At 45.7% G+C, this 21,060-nt stretch carries 16 protein-coding genes; 10 read left to right on the forward strand and 6 right to left on the reverse strand.

The window, feature by feature from the left end; all coding sequences use genetic code 11:
* The first annotated feature begins 234 nt into the window (after nt 1–234).
* From R7041_RS07865 to R7041_RS07910, 10 genes are all read left to right on the forward strand, one after another.
* Entirely contained in the window at nt 235–1,917 is a 1,683-nt protein-coding gene (locus R7041_RS07865; RefSeq protein WP_005380037.1) for an ABC transporter substrate-binding protein, read from the forward strand.
* Between the two features lie 170 nt (nt 1,918–2,087).
* A complete protein-coding gene (locus R7041_RS07870) occupies nt 2,088–3,074 on the forward strand; it encodes an ABC transporter permease (protein WP_005380038.1) in 987 nt (328 codons plus the stop codon).
* A 2-nt stretch (nt 3,075–3,076) separates the two neighbouring features.
* The gene (locus R7041_RS07875; RefSeq protein WP_047102642.1) at nt 3,077–4,102 is read left to right on the forward strand and encodes an ABC transporter permease; all 1,026 of its coding nucleotides are present in this window, start codon (nt 3,077–3,079) and stop codon (nt 4,100–4,102) included.
* Between the two features lie 2 nt (nt 4,103–4,104).
* On the forward strand, nt 4,105–5,088 hold the full coding sequence (locus R7041_RS07880) for an ABC transporter ATP-binding protein (RefSeq protein ID WP_005380040.1): 984 nt from the start codon (nt 4,105–4,107) through the stop codon (nt 5,086–5,088).
* Nucleotides 5,089–5,135: 47 nt separating this feature from the next.
* On the forward strand, nt 5,136–6,131 hold the full coding sequence (locus R7041_RS07885) for an ABC transporter ATP-binding protein (protein WP_318114824.1): 996 nt from the start codon (nt 5,136–5,138) through the stop codon (nt 6,129–6,131).
* A 63-nt stretch (nt 6,132–6,194) separates the two neighbouring features.
* Nucleotides 6,195–7,934 (forward strand): glycoside hydrolase family 9 protein, encoded by a 1,740-nt coding sequence (locus R7041_RS07890; RefSeq protein ID WP_206949407.1) that lies wholly within the window; start codon nt 6,195–6,197, stop codon nt 7,932–7,934.
* 2 nt (nt 7,935–7,936) lie between these two features.
* Nucleotides 7,937–8,827: an N-acetylglucosamine kinase gene (locus R7041_RS07895; protein ID WP_017635903.1), complete on the forward strand. Its 891-nt coding sequence runs from the start codon at nt 7,937–7,939 to the stop codon at nt 8,825–8,827.
* 8 nt (nt 8,828–8,835) lie between these two features.
* Nucleotides 8,836–10,755: a beta-N-acetylhexosaminidase gene (locus tag R7041_RS07900; protein WP_262651828.1), complete on the forward strand. Its 1,920-nt coding sequence runs from the start codon at nt 8,836–8,838 to the stop codon at nt 10,753–10,755.
* Between the two features lie 84 nt (nt 10,756–10,839).
* The gene (locus R7041_RS07905; RefSeq protein ID WP_005380050.1) at nt 10,840–13,248 is read left to right on the forward strand and encodes a GH36-type glycosyl hydrolase domain-containing protein; all 2,409 of its coding nucleotides are present in this window, start codon (nt 10,840–10,842) and stop codon (nt 13,246–13,248) included.
* A 125-nt stretch (nt 13,249–13,373) separates the two neighbouring features.
* The gene (locus tag R7041_RS07910; protein WP_064368751.1) at nt 13,374–14,786 is read left to right on the forward strand and encodes a phosphoglucomutase/phosphomannomutase family protein; all 1,413 of its coding nucleotides are present in this window, start codon (nt 13,374–13,376) and stop codon (nt 14,784–14,786) included.
* A 157-nt stretch (nt 14,787–14,943) separates the two neighbouring features.
* On the opposite strand, the gene R7041_RS07915 is transcribed toward R7041_RS07910, so the two are convergent.
* The 6 genes from R7041_RS07915 to R7041_RS07940 form a co-directional block, all read right to left on the reverse strand.
* Nucleotides 14,944–15,975 carry an ABC transporter ATP-binding protein gene (locus tag R7041_RS07915; RefSeq protein WP_005380055.1) on the reverse strand — a complete coding sequence of 344 codons (1,032 nt, stop codon included), beginning with the start codon at nt 15,973–15,975 and terminating at the stop codon, nt 14,944–14,946.
* The gene (locus tag R7041_RS07920) at nt 15,975–17,600 is read right to left on the reverse strand and encodes an ABC transporter permease (RefSeq protein WP_064368752.1); all 1,626 of its coding nucleotides are present in this window, start codon (nt 17,598–17,600) and stop codon (nt 15,975–15,977) included. The genes R7041_RS07915 and R7041_RS07920 overlap by 1 nt, the downstream gene beginning before the upstream one ends.
* Nucleotides 17,601–17,699: 99 nt before the next feature.
* Entirely contained in the window at nt 17,700–18,713 is a 1,014-nt protein-coding gene (locus R7041_RS07925; RefSeq protein WP_005386566.1) for a Fe(3+) ABC transporter substrate-binding protein, read from the reverse strand.
* A gap of 152 nt (nt 18,714–18,865) precedes the next feature.
* Complete coding sequence (locus R7041_RS07930) at nt 18,866–20,095, reverse strand: ammonium transporter (RefSeq protein ID WP_005386568.1); 1,230 nt, start codon at nt 20,093–20,095, stop codon at nt 18,866–18,868.
* A gap of 27 nt (nt 20,096–20,122) precedes the next feature.
* Nucleotides 20,123–20,461, reverse strand: a complete 339-nt coding sequence (locus tag R7041_RS07935; RefSeq protein WP_005386570.1) for a P-II family nitrogen regulator — start codon at nt 20,459–20,461, stop codon at nt 20,123–20,125.
* A gap of 188 nt (nt 20,462–20,649) precedes the next feature.
* Nucleotides 20,650–21,018 carry a YacL family protein gene (locus R7041_RS07940; protein ID WP_064368753.1) on the reverse strand — a complete coding sequence of 123 codons (369 nt, stop codon included), beginning with the start codon at nt 21,016–21,018 and terminating at the stop codon, nt 20,650–20,652.
* Nucleotides 21,019–21,060: the final 42 nt, after the last annotated feature.

Here is a 21,060-nt window from a genome sequence, read left to right on the forward strand (position 1 = left end):
TAACGTTTATAACGGAGAGCTCAGAGATTTTAACGTTTTTAACGGGAATCAAGTTTGATTATTTTATGGATAAGGTGTTTTCTTACTCCTGCCTAAGGCCTACAGGCCACTCTTGGCGAAACTCAATGTTGTAATGAGTAAGGCATGTACAAGAGGTAGGTCTTAGAGAGTGTTTATCAATTGATGACATTCAATTCCATTTAGTGAAATGAAAGCAAATAGTAAGGAACAGCTATGCTTGCCAATATTAAAAAAACAGCACTAGCAACAGCAATTATTGCAACGGCTACTACAGGTTTTGCATCGGTAGCTACTGCGGCTGAACGCAGTGAACTGACTATCCACCCTAAAGAGTTTACAACTTTCGTTCGTAACTTTAACCCTTTCTTGGGTGCAACTAACCTGCACACAACAACCGACTTTATTTACGAGCCGCTCGTTGTTTTTAACGAAATGCACGGTAATACGCCTGTATTTCGTCTAGCAGAAAACTTTACCATGGCTGATGACCTGATGAGCGTAACCTTCGATATCCGTAAGGGCGTAAAATGGTCTGATGGCAAAGCGTTTACCGCTGATGATGTTGTTTACTCTTTCAACCTAGTTAAAGAGAAGCCAGAGCTAGACCAATCTGGTATCAACTCTTGGGTGACTGGCGTAGAAAAAGTTAACGACTACCAAGTTAAATTCCGTCTAAGCGAAGCAAACTCAAACGTTCCTTACGAAATTGCGAAAGTACCCGTCGTACCTAAGCACGTATGGAGCAAAGTAAAAGATCCAGCAACATTCACAAACGAAAATCCAGTAGGCAGTGGTCCATTTACCGAAATCGACACTTTCACACCGCAGCTATATATCCAGTGTGAGAACCCGAATTATTGGGATGCAGACAACCTAGATGTAGACTGTCTGCGTGTGCCGCAAATCGCGAACAACGACCAATTCTTGGGCAAAATCGTTAACGGCGAAATGGACTGGACGTCTTCATTCGTACCAGACATCGACCGTACGTACGCTGCAGCAAGTCCGAATCACCACTACTGGTACCCACCAGCGGGTACTCAAGCATTTGTAGTGAACTTCAAAAACCCAGACGCTGCGAAAAACGAAGCGCTAACTAACGTTGACTTCCGTCGTGCGTTCTCTATGGCGCTAGACCGTCAAACTATTATTGATATCGCTTTCTACGGCGGCGGTACAGTGAACGACTTCGCATCTGGCCTTGGCTACGCATTCGAAGCTTGGTCTGATGAAGAGACGCACAACAAGTACAAAGGCTACAACACATACAACGCGGAAGGTGCGAAAAAGCTTCTAGCTAAAGCTGGCTTCAAAGATGTAAACAAAGATGGCTTTGTGGATACACCATCTGGCAAGTCTTTCGAGCTTCTAATTCAATCACCAAACGGTTGGACTGACTTCAACAACACAGTACAACTAGCCGTTGAGCAACTAGCAGAAGTGGGCATTAAAGCTCGTGCTCGTACACCGGACTTCTCGGTATACAACCAAGCAATGCTAGAAGGTACTTACGACGTTGCTTACACCAACTACTTCCACGGTGCAGATCCACACTTGTACTGGGATAGTGGCTACAACTCGAAGCTACAAGCTGGTGACGGCATGCCTCGCTTTGCAATGCACTTCTACAAGAACGATAAGCTAGACGGTCTTCTTAACAGCTTCTACAAGACAGCAGATAAGCAAGAACAGCTAGAGATCGCTCATGGCATTCAGAAGATCATTGCTCAGGACCAAGTAACTATTCCTGTGCTATCTGGCGCGTACATGTACCAATACAACACAACTCGCTTCACTGGTTGGTGGAACGAAGAAAACCCTAAGGGCCGTCCAAACATTTGGGCAGGTATCCCAGAGCGTCTACTTCACGTACTGGACCTAAAACCAGTTAAATAAGTAGAAGTTCATTTCAAGCGGCATACATCCCGTGTGCCGCCTATAAAAATCCCTTGTTAACGAAACCAATATGTGGCGCTCGTCGTCAGGGGATTTTTCGCTCTAAATTTCGCTAGGAGCGACCTGAAACCAGAAACAGGGAAAAAATCTGGGTGAGTAAGGTGTGAGTTATGGGTTATTTTTTAAGACGTTTGTCGTTCTATCTTGTCGCGCTCTTAGTTGCAGCGACGTTAAACTTTATTATTCCGCGAGCAATGCCTGGTGACCCAGTTACCATGATGTTTGCTAATGCTTCAGTACAGGTGACTCCAGAACGAATCGCAGCAATGAAAGAACTGCTCGGTTTCGTTGATGGGCCAATTTACATTCAGTACTTCTCGTACATTAAAAACATTCTAAGTTGGGAATTGGGCACCTCAATCCAGTTCTACCCACTTTCAGTTAATTCTTTACTAGGTAGTGCATTTGGCTGGTCACTATTTCTAGCTGGTACTGCGGTTGTACTTTCTTTCTCCATCGCTTCTGTCCTTGGTATTTTTGCCGCCTGGAAGCGCGGTAGTAAGTACGATGCATTCGTAACGCCTGGTACATTGATCATTCAAGCTATTCCACAAATGGTTATCGCAATGTTAGCGCTGTTTACCTTTGCGATTGGCCTGAAATGGTTCCCATCTGGCTATGCTTACACGCCAGGTACTATTCCTGATTGGACAAGCTGGGAGTTCATCAAGAACGTGGGTTACCACGCTGTATTACCTCTATTCTGTGCAACCATCGTTCAAATTGGTGGCTTCCTAGTTAACATGCGTAACAACATGATCAACCTTCTCGCCGAAGACTATATCACGATGGCTAAAGGTAAAGGGCTGAGTGAAAACCGCGTCGTCTTTAATTACGCCGCACGTAACGCACTACTTCCAAGTGTTACCGCACTGTCTATGTCTTTAGGTATGGCCATTGGAGGTCAATTAATCATCGAGATGATTTTCAACTACCCAGGCCTAGGTACTGTTCTATTGAACGCAATTCACGCTCGTGACTACCAAGTACTTCAAGGTCAGTTAATTATCATGACGATGTTCATGCTGTGCTTCAACTTAATGGCTGACATGCTGTACATGATTCTAGACCCTCGCCTACGTACGGGAGGCAAATAATCATGAAAGAACTATTCAAACTTATTTTAGGTAACGCATTTGCTCGCATTGGTCTTGGCATTGTTACGCTGTTCGTGTTCGTTGCGATTGCCGCTCCTTTACTTACAAAGCATGCGCCAGACAAGCGAACCGGTAACCCACACGAATACCCAAGCTTTGTTGTAAAACAGGCACAAAACAACCCTGATGGTTGGGTCGCTAAAAACCTAGCAGACGATCGTCGTACACTGCTTATGTCTAAAAAGGCCGACCACGTATTAGGTACTAGCCGAATGGGTCGCGATATCTGGTCGCAGGTGGCTTACGGTGCACGAGTATCACTGGGTGTAGGCTTTGGTGCTGGCATCATCGTGTGTTTCTTAGCAACAGTCATTGGTATATCGGCAGGTTACTTCGGCGGTAAAGTGGATGACGTATTGAGTGCCGCGATGAACATCATGTTAGTAATCCCGCAGTATCCATTGCTATTCGTGTTGGCGGCCTTTATCGGTGAAGCAGGCCCACTCACCATTGCCTTGATTATCGCTGGTACTTCTTGGGCATGGGGTGCACGTGTTGTCCGCTCTCAAACTATGGCACTACGCGAGAAAGAGTTCGTTAAAGCTGCCGAAGTATTGGGAGAGTCTTCATTCCGCATCATCTTCGTTGAGATTTTACCAAACCTTATCCCAATTGTCGGTGCGAGCTTCATTGGCTCAGTAATGCTGGCGATCAACACTGAAGCGGTAATTTCGTTCCTAGGTTTGGGTGATGCCAACACGATCAGTTGGGGCATCATGCTTTACAACGTGCAAACCTCATCAGCCATGCTGATTGGCGCATGGTGGGAAGTACTAGCACCTTGTATTGCCCTAACACTACTGGTTACTGGTCTTGCTCTGTTGAACTTTGCCGTTGACGAAATTGCGAACCCTCAACTTCGTTCTCACAAAGGCATGAAACGCTGGAAAAAACTAGCAGCAAAAGACAAGAAAGAGCGTGAGCCTGAACTGGCACCACAAAATGCACTATGGAGCGGAGATAAATAATCATGACTGCACCACTAATTTCCATCCGTAACCTATGCGTAGACTACATCACAGACGCGGGCGATGTCCGCGCCTGTAACAACGTGAGCTTCGACATTGCACCAGGTGAAGTATTCGGTCTGGCTGGTGAATCTGGCTGTGGCAAATCCACTGTTGCCTTCTCACTAATGCGCCTTCATAAGCCACCAGCGTTTATCACAGGTGGTGAGGTTATCTTCAACGGTGAAGATATCCTTCAGTACAGCGATGATCGCATGCAAGCGTTCCGCTGGAGTGAAATGTCGATGGTATTCCAGAGTGCGATGAACGCTTTGAACCCTGTTCTAACCATGGAAGAGCAGTTCTGTGACGTCATCATGCGTCATACCAATATGACTCGCGCTCAAGCAAAAACACGCGCTGAAGGTCTGCTGGAAATCGTTGATATCCACCCTAGCCGATTGAGTGATTACCCGCACCAGTTCTCTGGTGGTATGCGTCAACGTCTAGTAATCGCAATCGCTTTGGCTCTGAACCCAAAAATGATCATCATGGACGAACCGACTACCGCATTGGATGTAGTGGTTCAACGTGAAATTCTACAAAAAATTTACGCGCTTAAAGAAGAGTTTGGTTTCTCAATTCTGTTCATCACACATGACTTGTCATTGATGGTCGAGTTCTCGGATCGTATCGGCATCATGTACTCAGGTGAGTTGATTGAAGTCGCGCCTTCTAAGCAAATTCTGGAAAGTCCTTACCACCCTTACACCAAAGGTTTGGGTAGCTCTTTCCCTCCACTAACTGGACCAAAGACCAAATTGACTGGTATTCCAGGTAACCCGTTGAACTTGCTAGAAGTACCACGGGGCTGCCGCTTCCAAGCTCGTTGCGATCGCGTACATGAAGCATGTACACGTGTACCAACCCAATTACGTCAAATTGAACCAGGTCGCCTCTCAAATTGCCATTTGTACGGCGACACCATTGCTCAAGCTAAGGTTTAACAACAAAAAAACGCTAGCTAAGAACAAAAATTACACTGGAGAGAATTATGAGCAAACAATTCGGCGAACTGCTGATTGAGGGTAAAAATGTCGTTAAGGACTTCCCTTTAAACAGTAACTCAATCAAACAATCTAAGATGCGCGCAATCAACGACGTCTCTTTCAAAATGTACAAGAGCCGCGGCTTGTCAGTGGTAGGTGAATCTGGTTCAGGTAAGTCTACTACTGCAAAAATGATTGCAAAAATGTACGCACCAACCGATGGCATCATTGAATACAAAGGTCGTGATATCCAAGACATCACCTCTCGTCACGATTTAATGACCTACCGTGAAGGTGTACAAATGGTGTGGCAAGACCCGTTTGGCTCGCTAAACCCAACGCACAATATCTTCCACCATATTGCGCGCCCGCTGCTGATTCATAAGAAAGTAGCACCGGGCAACAAGAAAGAACTGGAAGAGCGTGTGTACGACCTACTTGAACAAGTTGGTCTTATTCCACCAAAAGAAACGGCGCAAAAGTTCCCGCACCAGCTATCTGGCGGTCAGCGTCAACGTGTAAACCTAGCTCGTAACATCGCAGTTGGTGCTGAAGTGGTATTGGCGGATGAGCCAACATCGATGCTCGATGTATCAATCCGTGCCGGTGTTCTGAACTTGATGGAAGAGATGAAGTTCGAGAAACAAATGTCTCTGCTTTACATCACTCACGACATCGCAACAGCGCGTTACATTGCTGAAGATCTCGCGGTCATGTACGTAGGTCACATGGTTGAATGGGGCGATACTGAAGAAATCATTCACGATCCTCAACACCCATATACGCAACTGTTGGTATCTGCGGTTCCAGATCCATCGAAGTCTATTCACGAGAAACTGAAAGGCAACAAAGGGGAAATCCCACTTTGGACACCAGAATCTGTCGGCTGTCCATTTGCTGGACGTTGTGTACACGCTACCGACAAATGTCGCGAACGACTATCGGGCGTCACTCAACTGTCCGACAACCACTTTGTCCGCTGTTACTTATTTGAAGATTAATCATAACGAGGGTCAGGTTCAGCCTGACCCATTCCTGTTTTTATCGTTTCCCGGAGACATTGAATGCTGCTACTGACTAACCACATTGGTTATGAACGTCTGGGCCCAAAGAAAGCCATTATCCAGACCGAACAACCACACTTGTCTTCTTACACTGCTCAATTGATTTGTGCCACTAGCGAGCAAACCGTGGCAACTTTTGCGGTTGAAGAACAAGGTAAAGTGGCGAACTGGCATCAGGGCTATTTCTACCTCATCGACTTTTCCTCTTTCACAACGTCAGGTGACTATTTCTTGCAAGTAGAAGATACGCGCTCTTCCTCTTTCATCGTTGGCGAACACATTCTGTTGGATCAAACTTTGTCAGATGTGATCCACTACTTCAAATCGCAACGTTGCGGCGGGATCTTCGATAAACAAGATCGACAACTTCCAGTACTAAACTCCAATAAAAAGGTTGATGTACACGGCGGCTGGTACGACGCATCAGGAGACGTTAGCAAGTATTTAAGTCACCTTTCATACGCGAATTATTTGAATCCTCAACAAACCCCAATGGTGGTTTGGAACATCCTAAAAGGGGTTTCATTGCTTGAAGGAAGCGAAGACATTGCAGCTTTCACACGTACACGTCTGATTGAAGAAGCCCTGTTCGGTGCAGACTTTCTTGTGCGTATGCAAAACGAAAAAGGCTTTTTCTACATGACGGTCTTTGACAAGTGGAGCAAAGATACTGCGCAACGCGAGATTTGCGCGTACGAAACTCAACTTGGTCACAAATTTGACGACTATCAAGCAGGCTTTCGACAAGGTGGCGGTGTCGCCATTGCAGCGCTAGCGGCAGCGTCGCGTTTAAGTGTTCACGGTGAATACGATCAACAAAAATACCGCAACGCTGCCGAAAATGGTTACTGGCACTTAAAAGAGCACAATACGCAGTACCTCAATGATGGGGAAGAAAACATTATCGACGAATACTGTGCGCTACTGGCTTGTGTAGAACTGTTTAAAGCAACCAAAGAAACTCGCTACTTGGAAGAGAGCCGTTTGTGGGCGCAACGTTTAGTTGCACGCCAAATGAGCGACGAGCAGATTCAACACTTTTGGTCAGCAAACCAAGACGGCAGCCGTCCATATTTTCACGCAGCCGAAGCTGGTCTACCAGTTATTGCCCTATGCGAATATCTATCAATTGAAGACGACTCAGCACGAGCGGAATCGGTAAAACGTATCGTCAACCTAGCGTGTGAGTTTGAGATCACAATATCGAATAAAGTGATCAACCCATTCGGTTACCCTCGCCAATATGTTAAAGGCGTAAATGAGTCAAAACGCGAGGCATTTTTTGTCGCACACAACAATGAATCCGGCTATTGGTGGCAAGGCGAGAATGCTCGACTGGGCTCACTCGCGACCATGTCGTACCTTGCTCAACCGCATATAGCGTCGCAAGAAGTACAGCAACAACTTTCTGTGTTTGCTCAAGATGCATTGAACTGGGTTGTAGGCTTAAACCCATACGACATGTGCATGCTAGATGGCCATGGTCGTAACAACCCTGATTACCTCCCTCAATATGGTTTCTTCAACGCAAAAGGTGGCGTGTGTAACGGAATCACTGGCGGCTTTGAAGACGAGGAAGACATTGCATTTAACCCACCAGCACAAAAAGAAGACGTGTTACAAAACTGGCGCTGGGGCGAACAATGGATCCCGCATGGCGCTTGGTACTTACTCGCGATAATGAGTCAAGCTCAGCATGTTTCTCAGTTGGCGACCTCTAAAAATATGAAGGAAGAATAATCATGGGAATGTATTTTGTCGGTATCGATGGTGGCGGCACGTCATGTCGAGCCAGGATTAAAGATTCACAAGGTAATTTTCTTGGCGAGGCCAAAAGCGGCAGTGCCAACATCATGCTAGGTGCTGAAATAGCAATGGCTTCGATTCTTGAATCCATCACTTCGGCTACCGAGCAAGGCGGTCTAACACAACAAGATTTCGCGTCGATGCACGTCGGCTTAGCCCTTGCTGGCGCAGAGCACAAAGCATCTTGGCAAGCCTTCATGTCTCTTCCTCATCCATTTGCCAGTATAACTCTGAATACCGATGCTTACGGTGCGTGCGTTGGTGCGCACAATGGCGAAGATGGCGCAATCATGATTGCGGGAACCGGTTCTTGTGGCATCTACCTTAAAGGATTGGAGCAACACGTTGTCGGTGGTCGTGAGTTCCCTATTTCGGATCAAGGTGGCGGCGCAGTGATGGGGCTACGCCTAGTTCAGCAAGTTTTGTTAGCTGAAGATGGCATCAGAGAAAAAACGCCCCTAGCACAACACTTTATGACGCATTTCGAAAATGAGGTCGACAACGTGGTGGCGTGGTCAAAACAGGCGCTTCCTCGTGATTATGGGCAGTTTTCTCCGGCTATTTTCCAACATGCGGAACAAGGCGATGCACTGGCCATTGAAATACTGAAGCAAACCGCAGCGGATATAGAAATGTTTCTCGTGGCATTAAACAAGCGCGGCGCAACACGTATTTGTTTAATGGGTAGCATTGCTGAACGCATTTTACGTTGGCTCTCACCACCAGTTCAGCAATGGATTGTTGAGCCACAGTTTGACGCGATTGAAGGCGCAATTATGTTTGCTGGCAAACCAGAACATAACCTTTACTCGCTCAGTGCGGCGTAGGAGTAGATATGGAATATCGTGTTGATCTCGTGGTCCTTTCTGAGCAGAAACAAAACTGCCGCTTTGGCCTCACCTTTCATAACTTGAGCGACCAAGACCTAAACAGCTGGAGCTTAACTTTCGCTTTCGATCGTTACATTCTTCCAGACAGCGTTTCAAATGGTCAACTGACTCAAATTGGTAGTTTTTGCACACTTAAGCCAGAAGGGGTGGTACTGGCTGCCAACCATCACTATTACTGTGAATTCAGTATTGGTTCGAACCCATTCCGTTATTACTCGGATGGCTTTAACGAAGCGATGATCAACTTTGTCGTTGATGGAAACCCACAGCGCGCACAAGTGGATGTCACGCCTATCGTATTAGCTTCACCATACCGTGAACGCAGTGAGATTCCTGCAAGTTTAACCCATGCACAGCCCTTGCTGCCAAAACCAAACCATATTGAGGTCAGCGATCACTATTTTAGCTTTGATCATCATGCTGGCGTCGCGGTTTATTCAAGCCTGGCCAATTCAGCTAAAGAATGGCTACTTGATGAGCTTAAGCGCATTCACCAATTTGAGTTCGCATCAGACAATGGCAGTCAGATCATCTTCAAAGGCAACCCAACCTTGGATGAAGGCGCTTACAAACTGAAAGTAGCCGAAGAGTCAATCAAAATTGAAGCAGGATCTTCGTCTGGTTTTACCCATGCTTGTGCAACGTTATTACAACTAATCAAAGTTGGCGATCAACCTAACTCAATGGAAGTAGTTTGCTGTTCAATCAAGGACAGGCCACGTTTTCGTTACCGCGGTATGATGCTGGATTGTGCTCGTCATTTTCACTCCGTTAAGCAAGTCAAACGCTTGATCAACCAACTGGCTCATTACAAGTTCAATACGTTCCATTGGCATCTTACCGACGATGAGGGGTGGCGAATTGAAATCAAATCACTGCCTCAACTGACCGATATTGGTGCTTGGCGCGGATTGGATGAGATCAATGAACCACAGTACACGCACTTTGATGAACGTTACGGCGGCTTCTACACACAAGAAGACATCAAAGACGTTATCGAATTTGCATCGCAACGCGGCATCACCATCATTCCTGAAATTGATGTACCTGGTCATTGCCGAGCCGCCATCAAGTCGTTACCACACCTATTGGTAGAAGCGGAAGATACCACCGAATACCGCAGTATTCAGCATTACAACGACAACGTCATTAACCCAGCTCTGCCGGGGAGCTATGAATTTATCGACAAAGTGCTAGAAGAAGTCTCTGCGCTTTTTCCTGCGCCTTACGTTCATATTGGTGCCGACGAAGTACCTAACGGCGTATGGTCAAAAAGCCCAGCATGCCAAGCACTAATGGAACAACTGGGTTACAGCGACTACAAAGATTTGCAAGGACACTTCTTGCGTTATGCCGAAGACAAACTTCGTAAATTGGGCAAACGCATGCTGGGCTGGGAAGAAGCTCAACACGGCGACAAAGTCAGTAAAGATACGGTGATCTACTCATGGCTAAGCGAAGAAGCGGCCTTGAACTGTGCTCGCCAAGGCTTTGATGTGGTGCTGCAACCAGCACAAACCACTTACCTAGATATGACCCAAGACTACGCACCTGAAGAACCGGGCGTGGACTGGGCAAACCCACTGCCACTAGAAAAAGCTTACAACTACGAGCCGCTCGCTGAAGTGCCTGCTGACGACCCAATACGTAAGCGCATTTGGGGCATTCAAACAGCATTATGGTGCGAAATTATCAATAACCAACCTCGCATGGACTACATGATCTTCCCTCGTTTAACTGCAATGGCAGAAGCATGTTGGACAGACAAACAACACCGAGATTGGACCGACTATTTATCACGCTTGAAAAGCCATCTACCTCTGCTTGATTTGCAGGGAGTGAATTACCGTAAACCGTGGAAGTAATACAAAACTGATGTCGAAACATCACGCTTGAAGAGTTTTTAAATTTTGGCTGCTGATGCAGCTTCGTAAAAAGGAAAGACACAAATGAAATACGGCTATTTCGATAACGAGAATCGCGAATACGTCATCACTCGCCCTGACGTACCAGCACCATGGACCAACTACCTAGGTACTGAGAAGTTCTGTACGGTTATCTCGCACAACGCGGGTGGCTACTCGTTCTACAACTCTCCAGAATACAACCGTGTTACTAAATTCCGTCCAAATGCGACATTCGATCGCCCAGGACACTACGTTTACTTGCGTGATGATGAGACAGGTGATTACTGGTCAATCTCTTGGCAACCAGTTGCGAAGAGCCTAGACGAAGCAAACTACGAAGTTCGTCACGGCTTGTCTTACTCTAAGTTCAAATGTGAATACAGCGGTATTACCGCAACAAAAACTCTGTTCGTGCCAAAAGGCGAAGACGCTGAAATCTGGGATGTAGTGATTAAAAACACCTCTGACAAACCACGTACGATCAGTGCATTCTCATTTGTTGAGTTCTCATTCAGCCACATTCAATCTGATAACCAAAACCATCAGATGTCTCTGTACTCGGCAGGTACGGCTTACAACGAAGGCGTGATAGAGTACGACCTGTACTACAACACCAACGATTTCGAAGGCTTCTACTACCTAGCTTCAACATTTGCCCCAGATTCATACGACGGCCAACGTGACAGCTTCCTAGGCCTATACCGTGACGAAGCAAACCCGTTAGCGGTAGAACAAGGTAAGTGTTTCAATACAGCGCAAACTTGTTACAACCACTGTGGCTCTTTGCATAAGCAATTTACTATTCAGCCGGGTGAAGAAGTTCGCTTTGCTTACATTCTCGGTATCGGTAAAGGCAACGGAGAGCGTCTGCGTGCTAAGTACCAAGACCTTGCAGAAGTCGACAACGCATTTGCGGGTATCAAAGCACACTGGGATGAGCGTTGTGGCAAGTTCCAAGTGAAATCACCAAACGAAGGTCTAGATACCATGATCAACGCTTGGACGTTATACCAAGCGGAAACGTGTGTGGTGTGGTCTCGCTTTGCTTCATTCATCGAGGTGGGAGGCCGTACAGGTCTTGGTTACCGCGATACAGCGCAAGATGCAATCTCAGTTCCTCACGCTAACCCAGCAATGACGCGCAAACGTATCGTTGACCTACTGCGCGGCCAAGTAAAAGCGGGCTACGGTCTACACCTATTCGATCCAGATTGGTTTGATCCAGAAAAAGCGGATGTTAAACCATCTAAATCTCCAACCGTAGTTCCAACACCTTCTGATGAAGACAAAATTCACGGCATCGAAGACACCTGTTCTGATGATCACCTATGGCTAGTTCCAACCATCTGTAAGTACGTGATGGAAACCGGTGAGCACAGCTTCTTCGACGAAGTGATCCCTTACGCCGACGGTGGCGATGCAACGGTTTATGACCACATGAAAGCCGCGCTAGACTTCTCGGCTGAATACGTAGGTCAAACCGGTATCTGTAAAGGTCTGCGTGCAGACTGGAACGACTGTCTGAACCTAGGTGGCGGCGAATCTTCAATGGTGTCGTTCCTACATTTCTGGGCACTGCAGGAGTTCATCGACCTAGCGAAATACCTAGGTAAGGAAGCCGACGTTGAAAAATACACCGAGATGGCAGCAAACGTGCGTGAAGCGTGTGAAACACACCTTTGGGACGAAGAAGGCGGCTGGTATATCCGTGGTCTAACGAAAAACGGCGAAAAGATCGGTACAGCGCAACAAAAAGAAGGTCGTGTACACCTAGAGTCAAACACACTTGCGGTACTTTCTGGTGCGGTATCTCAAGAGCGCGGCGAAAAAGCGATGGACGCTGTCGATGAGAACCTATTCTCTGAATACGGCCTCCACCTAAACTCACCATCTTTTGCAACACCGAATGATGATATCGGCTTCGTAACTCGTGTTTACCAAGGCGTAAAAGAGAACGGTGCGATATTCTCGCATCCAAACCCATGGGCTTGGGTAGCTGAAGCGAAACTGGGTCGTGGTGATCGTGCAATGAAGTTCTACGATGCGCTAAACCCATACAACCAGAACGACATCATCGAAAAACGTATTGCAGAACCATACTCATACGTTCAGTTCATCATGGGTCGTGACCACCAAGACCACGGTCGTGCAAACCACCCATGGTTAACAGGTACGTCAGGCTGGGCTTACTTCGCTGTTACCAACTTTATTCTTGGTGTGCGTACAGGCTTCGATGGCCTAACTATCGATCCATGTATCCCAACGAACTGGCCTGGTTTCGAAGTGACTCGCCAATGGCTAGGAGCAACGTACAACATCAAAGTCGTTAACCCAGACTCAGTAAGCAAAGGCGTTAAGTCGATTACCGTGAACGGTGAAGCTGTAAATGGTGCATCTGTACCAGTTCAAGCGGAAGGTTCAGTAAACGAAGTTATCGTTACTCTAGGTTAATCATCTTTTGGGGGAGTCCTTCTCCCCTTTTGATTTATCCGGTGCATTTATGTTTTACAAGTGCATCGGTTCGCTAGCAAAGATTTAAGACGCGGTGGGATGCCGCTCTTATCGAGGATCGAATCATGATCAAATTTGGTACAGGCGGTTGGCGTGCATTTATTGGTGAGGAGTTCACCAAAGATAACGTACGCTTGGTTGCCCAAGCAGTTGCAAACATCACGAATAACGAATCGGTTGCTGATCGCGGTTTTGTGATTGGCTATGACCGTCGTTTTCTTTCCGATAAAGCAGGTCGTTGGTTCGCTGAAGTTCTAGCAGCAAACGGCATTATGGTTAGCTTTATCGACAAATTTGTCCCAACACCTATCGTAATGTTTAAAGCGAAAGAAATGGGCTGCGCATACTCGGCATGTATTACCGCATCACACAACCCTGCCGATTACAACGGCATTAAAGTCTTCATTGAAGGTGGTCGTGACGCAGATGAAATCATCACCCAAAAAATCGAATCACAAATAGACGCGCTCACTGCGCAAGATGTAAAAAGCGTCGACTTTGAACAAGCGGTTGAAGATAAGCTGATTGAAATCATCAATCCGATGAACGAATTCGTTGACTCAATCATCGACTTTATCGACATCGGAGCGATCAAGAAGGCGAATTTACGTGTTTTGATCGACCCAATGTTTGGTGTCGCGAAAAACGCACTGCAAACCGTATTAATCAACGGCCGCTGTGACGTTGATGTGATTAACGATGGCAAAAACCCAGACTTCGGTGGGTTAATGCCTTCGCCAAGCGCTGCAACACTCTACCGTTTGATGCACCTAGTGAAAGAGCAAGGTTACGATATTGGCATCGGTACTGATGGCGATGCGGACCGTCTTGGTATTATCGACGAAAAAGGTAACTTCATTCATCCAAATGAAGTGCTACTGCTGCTTTACTACTACCTACTTGAATACAAAGGCTGGAAAGGCTCCGTGGTACGTAACATCGCAACCACACACCTTCTCGATAAAGTCGCCGAAGATCATGGCGAAAAATGCTTTGAGGTTCCTGTAGGCTTTAAGCACATCAGTTCCAAAATGGAAGCGGATGACTCACTGATTGGCGGGGAAAGCTCTGGCGGCCTAACCATTCGCGGCCACATCAAAGGTAAAGACGGCGTATTCGCATCAAGTCTATTGGTAGAAATGATTTCAGTAACCGGCAAGAAGCTGTCTGAGTTGCTGGATGAAATCTACAGCAAGTACGGCTATGCCTACATGGCAGAAGGCGATTGTAAGTTCAAACCAGCGCAAAAGGACATTCTGTTCAACAAAATTTATGTTGAAAAACAGTTGCCTGAGTTTGAGTTTGAAATCGAAAAAGTCAGCTATGAAGATGGTGCGAAAGTCTACTTCAAAAACGGCGGTTGGATCATCGCTCGCTTCTCTGGCACTGAGCCACTGCTACGAATTTTTGCAGAGATGCAAGATAAGGACACTGCGGAACGTGTTCTTCAACAGTTTAAAGACTTCTTGTCTTTATAACTGAACCTTGTGCCCGCTTCGAGCACTATGATGAGAGTCAACACTGTCTGAAAAGGCGCTCATCAACAGGAGAAGAGCACTTGCCCGGCCCCACTGCCGGGCTTTTTTATTGTATGTTGGAAAGTCGTAAACGAGATAGCAAAGATACTCAGGAGCGTTAAGCAAATGCCAGGACGCCTTGCGTTTCAATTTTTACCGCGACGGACTCACCTATATTTAATGCTTGCGAAGCTGTAGCTAACAAACGATCACCATTCGCGTTAATCACATAACGACAGTGATCACCCATAAAATGCTGTTCCAATACGGTTACCGAACTATCTTCATCGGATTGAATTTGCACATGCTGCGGTCTTAGCAGTAAAGAGCACTCCGCCTGTACTGGAATATCTTGTTGAGCCGTGGCTTCAACCACGCCCAAGTGGGTTTCATATTCTGAATTCGAAACCCGTTTAGCAGCAAGGTAACTGCCACCACCTAAGAAATCAGCGACAAATTTACTTGAAGGCTGGTAGTAAAGCTCAGATGCTGTGCCATATTGCTCGATGACTCCATTGTTCATCACTGCCATTTTATCGGCGAAAGCAAAAGCCTCTTCACGGCTATGCGTAACAAAAATGGCAGTCACACCTTGGGCCTTAAAAATCTTACGGATCTCACTTATCAACTCATGGCGAACTTGCGTATCAATATTAGAAAACGGTTCATCCAGTAACAGTAAGTCTGGGCTGTAAGCTAATGAGCGAGCAATCGCAACACGCTGCTGCTGTCCACCAGATAATTGATGAGGATAACGATCGCCATAACCTTGAAGATGCACGAGTTCTAACATCTCTTGAACTTTGGCATTTTTCTCTTTTGTCGAGCACTGCTTTAAGCCAAAGGCAATGTTTTGCTCCACCGTCAAGTGAGGAAAAAGTGCGTAATCTTGGAAAATCATCCCTATATTACGCTGTTCTGGCGGCAACCAGTTTTCCCCATCATCAATTGTGACGCAATTTAGACTCATTTCGCCTGACGTTAACGGCAATAATCCCGCAACGGCCTTTAATAGTGTTGTTTTCCCACAGCCACTAGCTCCTAGCAAACAAACAATCTGCCCTTGTTCTACCTCAAGAGACAATGATTCGAGTACGGTTTGATCATCATATTGGCACGTTAGGTTTTTAATTGATAATGCACAGCTCATCAGTGATTTTGCTCCAGTGAACGGTTAACAACAACAAGCGGGATCAACCCAACAAGAACCAACAGAACCGCTGGCAAAGCGGCCAATTCTAAATGCTCATCCGAGGCGAAGTTATAAACGTATGTGGCTAGTGTTTCAAAGTTAAACGGACGAAGTAACAAAGCCGCATTAAGCTCTTTCATCGACTCGATAAACACTAATAAAGCTGCAATCAGTGCACCGCGCTTAACCAGCGGAAAGTGCACGCGCCACAGCATGACATTGGGCTTACAACCCATAGTGCGCGATGCCATATCTAACGACGGAGAAATTTTATTTAAATTACTTTCGATACTACCAATCGCCACCGCTGAAAAGCGCACAACCATGGCAAAAACCAGGGCGAACATGGAGCCAGAAAAAATAAGTCCCGGTCTTCCCCACTCCATGGCTTTAGCAACGTCGTTGACACGATGATCCATAAACAGCACAGCGACCATCACACCGATGGCTAGTACCGTTCCTGGTACTGCATAGCCCATAGAAGAAAGACGCATAAATGCCAAGCTTTCTCGTTTACCATTGACTCGATGGGTAAAGTTAACGATCAGTGCGACAGCAACACCAATAATCGCAGCAATAACAGACACAACTAAGCTATTCCATGCGTATTCACGAAACTCTGAGGTCCAACTCTGCGCAAAATAAGTGATCGCATAATCAATCAGCTGTAGTAGCGGCAAAATAAAAGCGACTGAAACCAAGCCCCAACACCAAACCAGTGCGGTCCACTTTTTCCAGCCCGTCAACTCGTAACGAAAATCTTCGTGACTGTTAAATTGGCTTTGAAAAAGCTTTTGTTTACGGCGGCTGTATCGTTCTGCACTAAGAAGCAGTACTACAATGACGAGCATCATGGCAGAAATCTTGGCTGCCGCATTAAGATTAGAGTACCCCAACCAAGTATCGTAGACCGCTGTGGTTAACGTATTCACCGCGAAGTAACTTACCGTACCAAAGTCACCAATGGTCTCCATTGCGACCAATGATAAACCCACTGCGATAGAGGGTCTTATTAACGGCATCGAGATGCGCCAAAAGCTTTCCCATGGAGAGCACTTGAGCAAACGCGCGCTTTGCAATAAAGAGACATTTTGCTCCATAAACGCAGCCCGGCACAATAAATACACGTAAGGATACAACACCAAAGCTAACACAAAGGTCGCACCAGGCAACGTACGAATGTCAGGGAACCAATACTCGCCAGGTCCCCATCCGGTTACATCACGCAAAAAGATCTGAATCGGGCCTGCAAAATCAAACCAATCAGTAAAAATATAACCAATGATATAACCTGGCATTGCAAGAGGTAGTACCAATGCCCACTGCAACCATTTTTCGGTCGGCAGTTTACACATGGCCATTATCCAAGCGCTTGGAATACCAAGAATTAAGGAAAGCACCATTACGCCAACAGTTAGCGCAACCGTGTTAAAAATATAAGTCGGCATGACCGTTGCCATTAAATGAGCAAACAAATCATCCGTTTCACCAATTGCGGTGTAGAAGATCGCTAAGATCGGCAAAACCAGTAGCAGAGTTATTACCCCACTACTGGCTTTCCATAAAGAGTGTTTATCTTTCATCGCCTAATTACTGCAAGGCTGTATGAAATACAAATGCTGTTGCAAATACATCTCATATCCTTTAATCAAATGGGGGTACTGTTATACCCCCACAAGGAATTAAAGGTCAAATTTCACTTCGTCTAATAGCTTAATTGCCGCTTCGTGGTTGGCTGCAATATCGTCTAGAGAAAGCTTGTCTGCTTTAAAGTCACCCCAAGATTCCACAAGCTCAGAACGCTTCACGCCTTCTTTAACTGGGTACTCATAGTTAACTTCTGCGTACATTTGCTGCGCTTTGTCACCCGTTAGGAATTCCATTAGCTTCACAGCATTGTCTTTGTTTGGAGAGTACTTCGCCATCGCCATACCAGAGATATTCACGTGAGTGCCTGTAGTCTCTTGGTTAGGGAAGTTGATGTAAACTGCATCAGCCCAAGCTTTTTGCTCTTTGTCGTTAACCATTTTACCTAGGTAGTAGCTGTTACCTAGAGAAACATCACATAGGCCTTCTTTGATCGCTTTAACTTGTGCACGATCGTTGCCTTGTGGTTTGCGAGCAAGGTTTGCTTTCACACCTTCCAACCACTCTTTGGTTTCTGCTTCGCCATTGTGAGCAATCATTGCTGAAACTAGAGAAACGTTGTACGGGTGCTTACCGCTACGAGTACAAATTTTACCTTTGAACTCTGGCTTAGCTAAGTCTGCGTAGTTGAAATCTGCGCCTAGTTTACCTACGCGATCACGTGATGAATAAACGCTACGAGAACGTAGAGTTAGAGCAAACCACTCATTCTCTTTATCTTGGTATTGAGCAGGTACGTTTTCTTCAATGATTTTGCTATCGACTTTCTGAACTAAACCTTTGTTTGTCAGTTCAGCTAGACGGCTGATGTCTGTCGTAAGAATAACGTCAGCAGGGCTGTACTCACCTTCTTGAGCTAGCTTTTCTGCTAAGCCTTTTTTAGCAAATTTTACGTTTACTTTGATGCCAGTTTCTTTAGTGAACTCATTGAACATAGGTTCAACTAGGAAAGGTTGACGGTAAGAGTAGACGTTCACTTCTTCAGCAGCCATTGCTGTTGGAGCTAGAGTAGCGCAAGTTAGTGCTGAAAGAGTTAGCAGTTTTTTCATTGTTTAATCCTTTACCATGCTAATGATAACGTTTATCAGTTGCGTTATTATATGTATGTTCAATAAGAAGACAATGACGAATATTAAAAAACCTGCTCATCGGAGCAGGTTTTATTGTGTTAAGTGTGTAACCATTTATTACAAGCTAATGATTATTTCACCGTAACAAACTCTGGGTAAGCACCAACACCACAATCATGCATGTCCATACCTTCCATTTCTTCATCTTCTGTAACGCGAATCCCAACGGTTGCTTTCAAGATTGCCCACACAACTAGGCTGGCACCAAATACCCAAGCAAAGATAACTACGGCACCTAAAAGCTGTGCACCAAACGTTGCATCACCGTTGCTCAGTGGCACTACCATTAGGCCGAAGAAACCACACACACCGTGAACTGAGATAGCACCTACTGGATCGTCAATTTTAAGTTTATCTAGAGCAATGATACTGAATACAACTAGTGCACCCGACACTGCACCAATCGCAACCGCGTACAGTGGTGATGGCGATAGAGGGTCTGCAGTGATGGCAACCAAGCCAGCTAGCGCGCCATTGAGAATCATCGTTAAATCGGCTTTACCCCAAGTAGTTTTACAAACGAATAGCGCCGCAATTGCACCGGCAGCCGCTGCTGCGTTAGTGTTTAGAAAGATCTGACCAACCGCTGTAGCATTCTCAAAATCTGAAACCATCAACTGAGAGCCACCGTTAAATCCAAACCAGCCAAACCAAAGGATAAAAGTACCCAACGTTGCCAAAGGCATGTTAGAACCTGGAATCGGATAAATTTCACCATTTTTACCGTACTTACCCTTACGCGCGCCAAGCAGTAACACACCAGCTAGAGCAGCAGAAGCACCTGCCATATGTACGATACCAGAACCCGCAAAGTCACTAAATCCAGCTTCTGCTAGGAAGCCTCCACCCCATGTCCAGTAACCTTCCATTGGATAGATAAACGCAGTTAAAATCGCAGAGAAAATCAAGAAAGACCAAAGCTTCATGCGCTCAGCTACCGCACCAGAAACGACGGACATGGCAGTTGCAACGAAGACAACTTGGAAGAAGAAGTCAGACTCTAAAGAGTGGTCGGCCCCTTCACCTTGAGTACCAATTAGCGTACCAAATGAAGGTAACCAGCCTCCTTCTCCATTATCGACATACATGATGTTATAACCGACGATCAGAAACATCGTACATGCGATGGCGTACAAACAGATGTTCTTCGTAAGAATTTCTGTTGTGTTTTTAGAGCGCACAAGGCCAGCCTCTAGCATCGCAAAGCCTGCTGCCATCCACATTACCAACGCACCGGAAATGAGGAAGAAAAAGGTGTCAAGTGCGTAACGTAACTCGGTTACTGTTGTTGTTAATTCCATAATAAGTATCTCCAATCCTTTGAATTCTTAAAGTGCTTCTGCGTCCATTTCGCCAGTTCGGATACGCACCGCTTGGTTCAGATCGTAAACAAAAATTTTACCGTCGCCGATTTTTCCGGTTTGCGCAGCTTTTGTAATTGCTTCAACAACACGATCTACATTGTCTGCGTGAGTCGCGATTTCAATTTTCACCTTTGGTAGGAAATCAACTTGATACTCTGCACCGCGGTACAATTCCGTATGACCTTTTTGACGACCGAACCCTTTAACTTCTGATACTGTCATCCCTTCGATACCGACATCAGCCAATGCTTCTCGTACATCGTCTAATTTAAACGGCTTAATAATGGCATTGATTATTTTCATTGAGTTATCTCCGAAGCTTTCATCCTGAAACACTTCTTATAATCCAATCTACGTGCCAAGTTTTTAAGTCATTGAATAATAAAAGCTAACCTCAATTTACATATCTATAAACAAAAAGAGCGCACCATATCGGTGCGCCCTTTTCACAAATTTAAAGCAACGGCAGAGAAGTTACCCAAAACTGTGCATTAAATGTTCAAAAAGTCTTTCCATTGTTCGATAAGTGTCATGAAATCCTCTATCCCACAACTTGCTGTACTTTCTGCATTGTAGAAGTCGAACTCACTTTCCATCTCGACATCATATTCATGGGCTAATGCGTTTTCTTGTACAAGAACTTCGTCGCCCTGAATCATCAAGCTAATTTCCGTGCCTGTTAGGTTATGCTCCTGAGAAGGCGCTAAAAATGACTGCTCAATTAGCTTTTCAACTTGTGCAATCTTCATCGGATCTTTGCCAATTTCTTCTTGCAACCAGCGCCCTACAATCTCATGTCCCATGCTACATTTTACGTAGTACTCGCCCATCAACGTGTTACGAATGAATTCAAATTCCACCGAGATTGCCTATTTCGTATCAATTTGGTGCGAGTATAGCGA

The organism is Vibrio sp. 1751 (assembly GCF_033339895.1).
Lineage (GTDB): Bacteria > Pseudomonadota > Gammaproteobacteria > Enterobacterales > Vibrionaceae > Vibrio > Vibrio alginolyticus.

Excerpts from the sequence above, each read along its gene's own strand:
- R7041_RS07865 (WP_005380037.1), top strand. The coding sequence starts at position 235 with ATGCTTGCCAATATTAAAAAAACAGCACTAGCAACAGCAATTATTGCA.
- R7041_RS07870 (WP_005380038.1), top strand. The coding sequence starts at position 2,088 with ATGGGTTATTTTTTAAGACGTTTGTCGTTCTATCTTGTCGCGCTCTTA.
- R7041_RS07875 (WP_047102642.1), top strand. The coding sequence starts at position 3,077 with ATGAAAGAACTATTCAAACTTATTTTAGGTAACGCATTTGCTCGCATT.
- R7041_RS07880 (WP_005380040.1), top strand. The coding sequence starts at position 4,105 with ATGACTGCACCACTAATTTCCATCCGTAACCTATGCGTAGACTACATC.
- R7041_RS07885 (WP_318114824.1), top strand. The coding sequence starts at position 5,136 with ATGAGCAAACAATTCGGCGAACTGCTGATTGAGGGTAAAAATGTCGTT.
- R7041_RS07890 (WP_206949407.1), top strand. The coding sequence starts at position 6,195 with ATGCTGCTACTGACTAACCACATTGGTTATGAACGTCTGGGCCCAAAG.
- R7041_RS07895 (WP_017635903.1), top strand. The coding sequence starts at position 7,937 with ATGGGAATGTATTTTGTCGGTATCGATGGTGGCGGCACGTCATGTCGA.
- R7041_RS07900 (WP_262651828.1), top strand. The coding sequence starts at position 8,836 with ATGGAATATCGTGTTGATCTCGTGGTCCTTTCTGAGCAGAAACAAAAC.
- R7041_RS07905 (WP_005380050.1), top strand. The coding sequence starts at position 10,840 with ATGAAATACGGCTATTTCGATAACGAGAATCGCGAATACGTCATCACT.
- R7041_RS07910 (WP_064368751.1), top strand. The coding sequence starts at position 13,374 with ATGATCAAATTTGGTACAGGCGGTTGGCGTGCATTTATTGGTGAGGAG.
- R7041_RS07915 (WP_005380055.1), bottom strand. The coding sequence starts at position 15,975 with ATGAGCTGTGCATTATCAATTAAAAACCTAACGTGCCAATATGATGAT.
- R7041_RS07920 (WP_064368752.1), bottom strand. The coding sequence starts at position 17,600 with ATGAAAGATAAACACTCTTTATGGAAAGCCAGTAGTGGGGTAATAACT.
- R7041_RS07925 (WP_005386566.1), bottom strand. The coding sequence starts at position 18,713 with ATGAAAAAACTGCTAACTCTTTCAGCACTAACTTGCGCTACTCTAGCT.
- R7041_RS07930 (WP_005386568.1), bottom strand. The coding sequence starts at position 20,095 with ATGGAATTAACAACAACAGTAACCGAGTTACGTTACGCACTTGACACC.
- R7041_RS07935 (WP_005386570.1), bottom strand. The coding sequence starts at position 20,461 with ATGAAAATAATCAATGCCATTATTAAGCCGTTTAAATTAGACGATGTA.